Genomic DNA, 11447 nt, shown 5'->3' with positions numbered 1-11447 from the left:
ATTTTACGTTCAGACGTAGGAGACAGCGTCTTTTGCAAACTTTGCGCGCGTCAAAATGTGGTTTATCAACCGCTCAATTACCTTCTTCCATATTAGATGTTATCGATGCTTTAACCAAAGCTGGCTATGAAGCTTATATCGTCGGTGGGGGTGTCCGTGACTTAATTTTAGGTTTAAATCCTAAAGATTTTGATGCGGTCACCAATGCAACTCCGGCTCAGGTGAAAGAAGTCTTCGGACGACGTTGTCGTATTATCGGACGACGTTTTGAGCTGGCTCATGTCTATGCTGGTCGTGAGTTGATCGAAGTTGCCACTTTCCGTGCACCGCCTAAAAAAGCAGTCACGTCTGCTTCAGGCATGATTTTACGTGACAATAATTGGGGCACGATTGAACAGGATTTTGCCCGCCGTGATTTTTCTATTAACGCGATGTATTACCAGCCGCGTAAAGGCATTGTGCTGGATTTCTGTCATGCCATTGATGATATAAAGAATAAAACCTTACGTTTGTTGGGTGATCCGACCTTACGTTTTGAAGAAGATCCGGTGCGCATGCTCCGCACTTTACGTTTTGCCGCAAAATTAAATTTTAATATTGCGCCTGAAATTTTAGAAATTTTTACTCCTGAAATGACCCAGCTGTTGCGTGATATCTCTCCGCACCGCTTATATGATGAATCACAAAAGTTATTCACCATGGGACATTTGCATCGTGTTCTACCGATGCTGATTGATTTTGATATTTGGCGTCAACTGTTTGCAGACATCAGCCCGGATATCTCCACCTTTATTGAACGCGCTGCGATCAATACCGATCAACGTATTCAAATTGGCAAGACCATCAATCCTGCATTTTTCTATGCGGTATTGTTGTGGAAACCTTTTTTAGAGCGTTGTAACTTTTATTTAAATAAAGGTGTTATTCCTGCAGAGGCAAGAGCACAGGCGGGTTTGGATGTTTTAAAACGTCAGGCCACCCGTACCATCATTCCACGTTTTGCAGAAACATTTATTCGTGAAGTTTGGGAAATGCAGACCCGTTTGCTTAATCCGAAACCGCAACAGATTCAGGCTTTATCGACGCATGCGCGTTTCCGTGCCGGATTTGATTTTCTGTTACTGCGTGAAAAATCAGGTGATGAGACCACTCAGGGTATGGGTCAATGGTGGGATGCGTATCAACAGATGTCTACGGATGAAAAAGAACGCGCCATTAGTCAATATAATCGTCAACGCGCAAAAAGCCGTCGTAAATCTGCAACAGAGGATGTGGTAGAAACGAAGTCAGTCGCTGCGGTTGCTGAAATTGAGCCTTTAGTGAACGAGCCTGAACCGCGTAGTCGCCGTGAACGTAAAAGCCGGGCAAAAACGGAAAGACCAGCTCAGTCGACTGCATTAAATGGCTCAGAGATTGGCTATGATCATCCTATTTTAAAACGCAAACGAGTCAAACGTGATTTAAGCCAGGTTGTTTTTGGACCGACACAATGATGACAGTAACGTACATTGGCCTAGGCAGTAACCTAGGCGATTCACGTCAAATTTTGGCAGAAGCGGTGCAGAAGCTGGCAACGCTGGGTTCGGTGAAAACCTCCAGGCTGTATCAAAGTCCGCCCATGGGGCCACAAGACCAGCCCAATTACTTAAATGCGGCTGTACAGCTTATTACAGACTTGCAGCCACTTGCCTTGCTAGATGAATTGCAGCGTTTTGAGCAAGAATCAGGTCGGGTTCGACTGCGCCGATGGGGCGAACGGACTTTGGACTTGGATCTACTCATGTATGGTGAAGAACAGATTCTTAATGAGCGTTTAACCGTGCCGCATATTGGGGTGATGGAACGTGATTTTGTGCTGATGCCATTGCTTGATTTAGAGGCAAATTTGCAGCTCAAGGGACAATTATTAAAAGATTTACCGATCTTGCAACATCCATCGCTTACCGTGCTGGATGACGGAAATTGGGCAAATATTTAATTTTTTGCATGACCGCTTGAGAAAGTCGTCATAAGAGGAAGATCCGGATGATTAGTCTAAGTGACTTAAGAAAATTTAAAGCGCAAGGCCGCAAATTCTCCTGCCTGACTTGCTATGATGCGAGTATGGCAAAAGCAATGGAAGTTGCTGCAATTGATACCATTCTGATAGGTGATTCTTTAGGAATGACGATTCAGGGCTGTGATTCTACTTTACCGGTGACGGTAGATGATATGGCCTATCATACGGCAGCCGTTCGCCGTGGTAATCAGCATGCGTTTATTTTGACTGATTTGCCGTTTATGAGTTATGCCACCCTGAATGATGCATTAATCAGCGCCAAACAAGTGATGCAAGCTGGCGCACATATGGTGAAAATAGAAGGCGGCGCATGGCTGGCCGAAACCGTTCAGGTGTTAACCCGTAATGGTATTCCAGTGTGCGTGCACTTGGGTTTAACCCCACAATCTGTGCATGTATTTGGCGGCTATAAAGTTCAGGCGCGTACCCGTGAAGCTGCCGATCAGCTGATTGCCGATTGTAAGGCCGTGGTAGAAGCTGGTGCTGCAGTGCTTCTACTGGAATGTGTTCCGGCACAGGTGGGTAAGGAAATTAGTGAATTATTTCCCCATACTCCAGTGATTGGCATTGGCGCAGGCGCAGATACGGACGGTCAGGTGCTGGTTGTTCAAGATATGCTGGGATTGACCGGTGGTCATGTGGCTAAATTTGTGCGTAATTTTATGAAAGAACAAGCAGGGGAAACTGCAATTCTGGACGCCTTCAAGGCATACCATGCGGCAGTCCAAGAAGGTTCATTCCCTGCTAAAGAACAAACTTTTCAAGTCGAGCTGTAAACATGAAAACAGAAACCACCATTCAGGGATTAAGCGCTTCACTGAGTCCAGCTCGATCGGCACGAAAAATTATTGGTTTTGTTCCAACCATGGGCAATTTGCACGAAGGGCATTTAAACCTGGTGCGTGAAGCAAAAAAAATCTGTGATGTTGTCGTGGTCAGTATCTTTGTCAATCCGATTCAATTCGGGCCAAATGAAGACTTTGACAGCTATCCGCGTACTTTGGAGCAGGATAGTCATTTGTTGGCAGATGTCGGCTGTGACATTATTTTTGCGCCGAGCGTTGAGCAAATGTATGGCAATAAGCCACGGTTAACCAATATTAGCGTGTCTGAGATTACCAATGACTTATGTGGTTTACAGCGTCCGGGCCATTTTGATGGCGTGGCTGTGGTGGTCACTAAACTGTTTAATATTGTACAGCCGAATTTTGCCTTTTTTGGGCAAAAGGACTATCAGCAGCTGGCCGTGATTCGTCAGCTTGTCCGTGACCTGAATATCCCGCTAGAAGTGATTGGGGTGCCAATTACCCGTGCTGAAGATGGCTTGGCACTGAGTTCACGTAATGGTTATTTGAGTGCTGAACACCGTGCCATTGCACCGACCATTTACCAGAGTTTAACTGCTGCCGAGAAGGAGCTGCACAATGGTGTCAGTCTTGCGGAAGTGTTAGAAAATATTAAGCAAAAGTTGACACAAGCTGGTTTTATTGTGGATTATGTGGAAGCGCGTACTCCAGAATTACAAGATATTGAAGCATTTGATCAGGATGTGGTGCTGTTTGTAGCTGCCAAATTAGGCAACACCCGACTGATTGATAACTTGCAGGTCAAGCATACTGCATAGACTTTGTTATTAAGGACAGCTTTGCCATGAAGCGTATTTTAATTGTTACAGGACAATCTGGATCGGGGAAATCATCTGCTTTGCAGGTGCTAGAAGATTTGGGTTATTACTGTATTGATAATTTACCGCTGGCATTGCTGCCGGAAATTGTGGAAAAACTTGATCGTGACAATAATTTAGAGCAACTGGCGCTAGGCGTGGATGTACGCAGTACCCGTGCAGACCTGCAAGAGTTTGATCATGTTTTTGAGCAACTGCAAAGACATGGTTCGGTGGATATCATTTATTTGACTACCCAGGATCAGGAACTGATTACCCGTTTTAGTGCATCACGGCGTCCACATCCTTTAGCCAGTCGTTTTAAAAGCTTGAATGAATGTATCCAGGAAGAAAAAACCTTATTGCTTCCCATACAATTGCGTTCAACGGTACATATTGATACCACTGATAAAAGCGTCCATGATCTGAAACATACCTTGTTGTCTAAACTTGGACAATCAGATAACCTCATTTTAATTTTACAATCATTTGGTTATAAGCACGGTATTCCGCTTGATGCCGATTATGTATTTGACGTACGTCATTTGCCTAATCCACATTGGGATCTGGAATTGCGCAAATATTCAGGTTTAGATTTACCTGTGCAACAGTTTTTGCTGCAAAGTGAACAAACCAATGAGATGTTCCAAGACATTTATCATTTTTTAGATAAGTGGTTGCCTGCCTTTGCAGAAGGACATCGTCACTATATGACGGTATCCATTGGCTGTACCGGCGGGCAGCACCGTTCGGTATATATCGTAGATAGACTCAAAAAAGCCCTTGAGGAAAAATGGTCTATCCAAGTCCTCCATAGAGAAATGAAGCACTGGTCATGATTGACACAACTGTTGACGTAATTAATAAACTAGGTTTACATGCGCGTGCATCTGGAAAGCTAATTGAAGTTACCACCAAATTTCGTTCATCGATTCAAATTGGTAAAGGTAGTAAATTGGTAGATGCAAAAAATATTATGTCCTTGCTAATGCTGGGTGCAGGCAAGGGCACAACTTTACGTTTAGTGCTTGAAGGTGCGGATGAAGAACAAGCTTTATCTGAAATTCAGGCATTATTTGCAGCAAAATTTTACGAGGCAGATTAATCGTGGCACGTCAACCGAACCGTTTTACTGAAGATGACTTTGAAAGTCTAGAAGGACGTGCGAGTAAAACCGAACAGAAAAAAGCAGTTCAGCGTATGGCTGCTTTGGGTGAGCAACTGGCTCAGTTAAGTATCAAACAAATTAAAAATCTTCCTGTGGAAGAGCGTTTGATTGATGCTTTACTGGATGTGCAAACCATTACTTCACATGAAGCGCGTCGCCGTCAGTTTCAGCGTATAGGAAAATTATTGCGTAATGAAGATGAAACCATGATTTTGTCTTACTTAACGCCGCAGCAAGGTGCGAAAAAAACCGCACAGTTGCAACGTTGGGTCGATCGTATGATCGCGCAAGGTGATCCGGTGATTAAAGAATTTATGAAAGCGCATAATGCTGCCGAGCATCATGCAATTCGTCAGCATATTTTGCGTATCCATCGTGATATCAAAAATCAGGCGACTGAAGAAGAGCTGGCTGCGTCTAAGTTAAAACTGTTTAACTATATTCAGCAAGTGGCTTTGATTTCAGATAACTGATTTCTATACTCAAACTAAAAAAGCGGCTCATATGAGTCGCTTTTTTTCACTCTTTAAAGGGTGAGAAGTAATGTTCCATAAGGGGATAATCCCCCTTTGAAAAGGGGGACTTCATCCGATGAAGTATTACTGAAACTCACCTGTAGCACGTTCTTTGGCCCAGTCACGCAAGATGAATTTTTGCAGTTTGCCAGTTGAGGTTTTTGGAATCTCGGTAATTACCACATCTTTCGGTACCTTGAAACGGGCCAAATGCTGCTTACAGAACTCAATCAGTTCTTCAGCTGTTGCAGTTTTACCTTGTTTCAGCTCCACAAAGGCACATGGCACTTCCTGCCAACGTGGATCTGGTTTTGCCACCACCGCTGCAGTCAGAACAGCAGGATGCTGATACAGCACTTCTTCCACTTCGAGTGAGGAAATATTTTCACCACCAGAAATAATCACGTCTTTAGAACGGTCGGTAATTTTGGCATAGCCATCCGGTTGGCAAACCGCCAGATCTCCTGTGTGGAACCAGCCACCAGCAAACGCTTCCGCTGTAGCCTCAGGATTCTTCAAATAACCTTTCATCACGATATTGCCACGGAACATAATTTCGCCCATGGTCTGACCATCGTGTGGAACTTCCTGCATGGTGTCCGGATCAAGCACTTTCATGCCATCTTGCAGTGGATACGGTACGCCTTGACGTGAATGTAACTGTGCCTGTTCTTGAATAGACAGATCGCTCCAGCCTGCTTGAGATGCGCATAGCGCAGAAGGGCCATAAGTTTCAGTCAAGCCGTAAACATGAGTCACGTTAATGCCAATATTGCGCATGCCTTCGATAATCGCAGCTGGCGGTGCAGCACCCGCGACCATCACTTCGACACGGTGATCAATTTTGGTCTTTTTCTCATCCGGGGTATTGATCAGCATCGACAAGACAATCGGTGCGCCACAGAAATAATCGACTTTATGTTCAGCAATGAGTTTAAAAATCAGTTCCGCATCAACTTTACGCAAGCAGACGTTGGTTCCGCCGTTGGCCGCCATGGTCCAGGCAAAGCACCAGCCATTACAATGGAATAGCGGTAGTGTCCATAAATAGGTGGCACGTGGTGTCATGCCACAAGCAATGATATTACTGGCCGCGTTAATGTAAGCACCGCGATGATGATAGACCACACCTTTAGGGTTACCTGTGGTACCCGAGGTATAACTTAAGCTAATCGCATCCCATTCATCTTGGGGAAGATGCCATTCAAAGTTTGCATCGCCTTGAGCAATCCATTCTTCATATTCGATTTGACCAATACGCTTGTCTTCACCTTCAAACTCTGCATCGGCCACATCAATCACATAAATGTCTTGTGAAATCAGAGCCAGTGCTTCTGTCGCAAGTGCAGTAAATTCAGGGTCAACCAGTAACACTTTGCTTTCGGCGTGTTCCAGCATAAAGGCCAGTGTTTTGGCATCCAGACGGGTATTTAAGGTGTTGAGTACCGCACCTGCCATCGGTACAGCAAAATGTGCTTCAATCATGGCAGGGACGTTAGGCAGCAAGACAGACACGGTATCATTTTTACCGATGCCTAATTTTTGGAGTTGGTTGGCAAACTGACGGCAACGATTATATTTCTCACGCCAGGTGATCCGGCGCTTACCATGAATAATCGCATTTTGATTCGGGTAAATATAAGCTGCGCGATCCAGATAGCGTAAAGGTGACAACGCTACAAAATTTGCGGGGGTACGCGGTAATTCATCGTATGCGCTAACCATTTTTAAACTCCGTTCTATATTTATTTTCATATCCTGTTGAAAAGATATGCATTTATCAGAAACCTTGCATTTATGCTTTAGTCGAGTCTAATTTAATAATTTTTAAGATATTGAAAATTAAATAAATTATTTTATAGCATAGATCTTTTTTGAACTCATGGGTTCCCATATTTGCTTTTTTAGGTATTTTACTCTAACTGAGCAATTAAAATAGCATCAGCCAAGGAATAATAATGAAAATACAACAGGCGGATAAAGGATGGCAGAACTGGTCTGGAAACCAGCAGGCACATCCACAAATTCTTCAACCTCAGCATATCAATGAATTACAAAAAATAGTGAAATCCTGTGAGCATATCCGTGTTGTGGGTGCAGGACATTCGTTTAGTGCTTTGGCCAAGACTGATGACATTTTGCTTAATCTTGATCAGTTCAAAGGCGTGGTGACTTTTGATGAAAAGAAAACCCAGTGCACAGTTCAAGCGGGTACACGTTTATATGACCTGGGTGAATATCTTGCCCCGATCAATCAGGCCTTACCCAATCAGGGCGATATAGACCAGCAAAGTTTGGCCGGGGCGATTGCTACAGGAACGCATGGCACAGGGATGGATTTACCCTGTCTATCTGCTTTTGTGGAAGGTTTTGAATTACTCACAGCAGCTGGCGCGCTGTTGGGATGTAATCGCGAGCAAAATGCAGACATCTTTCAGGCTGGGCGGGTTGCCCTTGGTAGTATGGGAGTGATGACCCAAATTACCCTGCAAAATCGTCTCAGATATAAATTAAAAGAACAGATTCGGCTGTGCCCGATTCAGGAGATTTTTGCACATATTGATCAATGGAAGCTGCAGCACCGGCACATAGAATTTTGGGTATTCCTGCATTCAGATCAAGTGATGCTGAAAACTCTAGATGAAACCAATGAAGCGATTCAGCCCAGGCAAGAGAGCTGGCCTTCGGAGGATGCCTTATTAACCCTATGTTCTGAATTGACGCAGCTATTGCCAAGGACAAATCCCTATTTGCAAAAAATGCTCGGCGTGTTTCTCAAACCGACCTGCTATGTGGATTGGTCAAACCAGATTTTTCCAACTCCGCGCAATACCAGATTTAATGAAATGGAATATCAGATTCCAGCGGCATTGGGCTTGCAGTGTCTGGACGAGGTTTTGGCGACTTTAAGAAAGCATAAGGTGCCGATGTTTTTCCCGATCGAGTTCCGTTATGTCAAAGCGGATAATATCTGGCTGAGTCCTTTTTATCAGCGCGATTCAGTCTCCATTTCCATCCACCAGTTTTATAAACAGGATTACCACGCGATCTTTAATCTGGTCGAGCCGATTTTTCAGAAATATCAGGGACGGCCACATTGGGGCAAGTTGCATAGCATGAGCGCAGCCTCGCTGCGCGACCTTTATCCGAAATGGGACGATTTTATGGCGCTGCGTCAGCAACTGGACCCGCAGCAAAAATGGTTGAATCCCTATTTGAAACAGTTACTCCTGTCTGGAAAATAAGGAGAGGGCAATGCAATCGAACTATTTTCAGCAACTGACTCAGCATTTACAACAGCAGGGGACTGGCACACCGCAACTGATTTTAGATTTAAAAACCTATCAACATAATTTGGAGGTTGTACAGTCGCGCATACCTGCGCAGTTAAAACCACGTTTGGTGGTGAAATCCCTAGCCAATATGCAGCTGCTCAAACTGGCCAGTGAAAAACTAAATAGCCAGCGTTTTATGGTTTTTCATCTGCCGCATATTTCAGAGATTATCCAGACATTTCAGCAAGCCGATATCTTGCTGGGCAAGCCGATGCCGATCCACGCAGTAGAAAGGTTTTATCAGGTTACAAGTGAGCGTGATCAACAGCCTTATATTCAGTGGTTGATTGACGAAGTGGGACGCTTACAACAATATTTGCAGCTGGCGCAATGGTTTAACATTTGCCTGAATGTGAATATTGAAATTGATGTGGGGCTGCATCGTGGCGGCGTGCAAACTCAGCAGCAATTTCTGGCTTTGCTTAAGCTGATTCAGCAACATGCAACCCATCTCAAATTAACCGGTTTAATGGGCTATGATGCCCATGTGGCCAAACTGCCGAAAATCTTAAAATCTGCGGAAAAAAGTTATCAACAATCGCAGCAATGGTATCAACATTACATCGACATCATTCGGCAGCAGTTTCCCAATTTATGGCACGAAAACCTGTGTTTTAATGGCGGTGGCAGTCCGACCTTTATGCAGCATTGCCAACACAGTGTCTGTAATGATCTGGCTTTTGGCTCGTTGCTGCTCAAGCCCGGCGATTTTGATCTGGCGAATCTGGCTGAACTGCAATGTGCACTCTGGATTGCCACACCGGTACTTAAAGTTTTGTGCTATAGCCAGTTACCTGGTCTGGAACTGCTGAATCATCTTCCGCATAAATATAAGGCGGTATTCATATACGGCGGTTATTGGCAGGCCAACTATATTTATCCAGAAAAAAGTAAGCTGCATAGTTTGTATGGACGCAGCAGTAATCAGGAAATGCTGCTGTTGCCAAAATCCTGTGAGATTGAGCGGGATGAATATGTATTTTTACGACCGACTCAAAGTGAAGCGGTGATTCCGCAATTTGCTCAGCTTTATGCCTATACTCAAGGCAAGTTCGAAGCATGGGATAACTTTAGAGAATAAAAAAAAACAGTAATTTCTTGATTGATCTAAAGGCGAAGTAGTGGCAAATAAATTCAAAATGCGCCAAATCGCGAATTTTCTAGGTGAAAAGGTTTAATCCTGTGGATAAGACGTGTAAAATTCGAGTCGATTTTTATTTATCCACCGTTTTTATCTTTTGAGGTTCTGCCTCGATCATAATCTCGCGGTGACATGCCCTATGGTACGGGGCATCACTCCTTAAGGATTTTTTATGCCAATTATCACTTTGCCAAATGGCGATCAAAAACAGTTTGATCAAGCCGTATCTGTGATGGACGTTGCACTGAGCATTGGTCCAGGTCTTGCGAAAAATACAGTTGCAGGTCGTGTCAACGACCGTTTGGTTGATGCGTCTGATCTCATCACTGAAGATGCAACCTTACAAATTATCACGCCTAAAGATGAAGATGGTATTCACATCATTCGTCACTCTTGCGCGCACTTGGTCGGCCATGCGGTTAAGCAATTGTTCCCAGAAGCAAAGATGGTCATTGGTCCGGTCATTGAAGAAGGCTTCTACTATGACATCTGGATGCCACGTCCATTCACTTTAGATGACATGGCTGCGATCGAAGAACGTATGAAAAAGCTCATCGATCAGGACTATGATGTCATCAGAAAAATGACGCCGCGTGATGAAGTGATTGCAGAATTCACAGCGCGTGGTGAAGAATACAAATTACGCCTGATTGAAGACATGCCTGAAGAAACTCAAATGGGCTTGTACTACCATCAGGATTACCTGGATATGTGCCGTGGTCCGCACGTACCAAACACCAAATTCCTAAAATCGTTCAAGCTGACTAAAATCTCTGGTGCTTACTGGCGCGGCGATGCGAAGAATGAACAGCTGCAACGTATTTACGGTACAGCTTGGGCGGACAAGAAACAGCTTGCGGCTTATGTAAAACGTATTGAAGAAGCAGAAAAACGCGATCACCGTAAAATCGGTAAAGCGCTAGACTTGTTCCATATGCAAGAAGAAGCACCGGGTATGGTGTTCTGGCATCCGAATGGCTGGACCATTTATCAAGTGCTTGAACAATACATGCGTAAAGTTCAGCAAGACAATGGCTACGAAGAAATCCGCACGCCGCAAGTGGTTGATTTCACATTGTGGGAAAAATCTGGACATGCTGCCAACTATGCAGACAACATGTTTACGACTCACTCAGAGAACCGTAACTATGCGGTGAAGCCAATGAACTGTCCTTGTCACGTGCAAGTGTTCAACCAAGGCTTGAAGTCTTACCGTGATCTTCCTGTGCGTTTGGCTGAGTTTGGTTCATGCCACCGTAATGAACCATCAGGTTCATTGCACGGCATTATGCGTGTACGTGGCTTTACTCAAGATGATGCACACATTTTCTGTACCAAAGAACAAATTGGTACTGAAGTTGCAGACTTTATTAAACTGACTTTAGATGTTTATAAAGACTTTGGCTTTGAAGAAGTTCAAATGAAATTGTCTACACGTCCTGAAAAGCGTGTCGGTGATGACAAGCTTTGGGACATGGCAGAAAAATCTTTGGCAGATGCTTTAGATGCTGCTGGCCTGGATTGGGATTTACAACCAGGTGAAGGTGCATTCTACGGTCCGAAGAT

The 11447-nt window shown here is 44.2% G+C and carries 11 protein-coding genes; 10 read left to right on the top strand and 1 reads right to left on the bottom strand.

Features of this window, described 5'->3' with window-relative positions; genetic code table 11:
- Nucleotides 1-32: 32 nt before the first annotated feature.
- The 7 genes from pcnB to yjgA are packed head-to-tail and all read left to right on the top strand — an operon-like array spanning nt 33 to nt 5363.
- On the top strand, nt 33-1493 hold the full coding sequence (gene pcnB / locus B2Y23_RS14055) for a polynucleotide adenylyltransferase PcnB (protein ID WP_291355383.1): 1461 nt from the start codon (nt 33-35) through the stop codon (nt 1491-1493).
- A complete protein-coding gene (gene folK / locus B2Y23_RS14050; protein ID WP_291355883.1) occupies nt 1493-1978 on the top strand; it encodes a 2-amino-4-hydroxy-6-hydroxymethyldihydropteridine diphosphokinase in 486 nt (161 codons plus the stop codon). The genes pcnB and folK overlap by 1 nt, the downstream gene beginning before the upstream one ends.
- Before the next feature lie 47 nt (nt 1979-2025).
- On the top strand, nt 2026-2835 hold the full coding sequence (panB, locus tag B2Y23_RS14045) for a 3-methyl-2-oxobutanoate hydroxymethyltransferase (RefSeq protein WP_291355382.1): 810 nt from the start codon (nt 2026-2028) through the stop codon (nt 2833-2835).
- A gap of 2 nt (nt 2836-2837) precedes the next feature.
- Nucleotides 2838-3683, top strand: a complete 846-nt coding sequence (gene panC / locus B2Y23_RS14040; protein WP_291355380.1) for a pantoate--beta-alanine ligase — start codon at nt 2838-2840, stop codon at nt 3681-3683.
- Nucleotides 3684-3709: 26 nt separating this feature from the next.
- Nucleotides 3710-4561, top strand: coding sequence for an RNase adapter RapZ (gene rapZ / locus B2Y23_RS14035; protein ID WP_291355378.1), 852 nt, complete (start codon nt 3710-3712; stop codon nt 4559-4561).
- A complete protein-coding gene (locus tag B2Y23_RS14030; protein WP_086198359.1) occupies nt 4558-4827 on the top strand; it encodes an HPr family phosphocarrier protein in 270 nt (89 codons plus the stop codon). The genes rapZ and B2Y23_RS14030 overlap by 4 nt, the downstream gene beginning before the upstream one ends.
- A gap of 2 nt (nt 4828-4829) precedes the next feature.
- Nucleotides 4830-5363, top strand: coding sequence for a ribosome biogenesis factor YjgA (gene yjgA / locus B2Y23_RS14025; RefSeq protein WP_291355376.1), 534 nt, complete (start codon nt 4830-4832; stop codon nt 5361-5363).
- Nucleotides 5364-5489: 126 nt separating this feature from the next.
- Here the strand turns inward: yjgA and B2Y23_RS14020 are convergent, their stop codons facing one another.
- Nucleotides 5490-7130, bottom strand: a complete 1641-nt coding sequence (locus B2Y23_RS14020; protein ID WP_291355374.1) for an acyl-CoA synthetase — start codon at nt 7128-7130, stop codon at nt 5490-5492.
- 233 nt (nt 7131-7363) lie between these two features.
- On the opposite strand from B2Y23_RS14020, the gene B2Y23_RS14015 reads away from it, so the two are divergent.
- The 3 genes from B2Y23_RS14015 to thrS form a co-directional block, all read left to right on the top strand.
- The gene (locus B2Y23_RS14015) at nt 7364-8650 is read left to right on the top strand and encodes a D-arabinono-1,4-lactone oxidase (protein ID WP_291371482.1); all 1287 of its coding nucleotides are present in this window, start codon (nt 7364-7366) and stop codon (nt 8648-8650) included.
- Nucleotides 8651-8660: 10 nt separating this feature from the next.
- Nucleotides 8661-9821, top strand: coding sequence for an alanine racemase (locus B2Y23_RS14010; protein ID WP_291371480.1), 1161 nt, complete (start codon nt 8661-8663; stop codon nt 9819-9821).
- 232 nt (nt 9822-10053) lie between these two features.
- The coding region (thrS, locus tag B2Y23_RS14005) for a threonine--tRNA ligase (RefSeq protein WP_291371478.1) at nt 10054-11447 on the top strand (1394 nt) is incomplete at its 3' end.

The sequence above is a fragment of the Acinetobacter sp. UBA5934 genome, assembly GCF_002430855.1.
In the GTDB taxonomy this organism is placed as follows: Bacteria; Pseudomonadota; Gammaproteobacteria; order Pseudomonadales; family Moraxellaceae; genus Acinetobacter.
Note: the sequence above shows the minus strand (reverse complement) of the source record. Positions and strands in the feature narration are given on the sequence as shown.

Coding starts and splice junctions, on each gene's coding strand:
- folK (WP_291355883.1), top strand. CDS start 1,493: ATGACAGTAACGTACATTGGCCTAGGCAGTAACCTAGGCGATTCACGT.
- panB (WP_291355382.1), top strand. CDS start 2,026: ATGATTAGTCTAAGTGACTTAAGAAAATTTAAAGCGCAAGGCCGCAAA.
- panC (WP_291355380.1), top strand. CDS start 2,838: ATGAAAACAGAAACCACCATTCAGGGATTAAGCGCTTCACTGAGTCCA.
- rapZ (WP_291355378.1), top strand. CDS start 3,710: ATGAAGCGTATTTTAATTGTTACAGGACAATCTGGATCGGGGAAATCA.
- B2Y23_RS14030 (WP_086198359.1), top strand. CDS start 4,558: ATGATTGACACAACTGTTGACGTAATTAATAAACTAGGTTTACATGCG.
- B2Y23_RS14020 (WP_291355374.1), bottom strand. CDS start 7,130: ATGGTTAGCGCATACGATGAATTACCGCGTACCCCCGCAAATTTTGTA.
- B2Y23_RS14015 (WP_291371482.1), top strand. CDS start 7,364: ATGAAAATACAACAGGCGGATAAAGGATGGCAGAACTGGTCTGGAAAC.
- B2Y23_RS14010 (WP_291371480.1), top strand. CDS start 8,661: ATGCAATCGAACTATTTTCAGCAACTGACTCAGCATTTACAACAGCAG.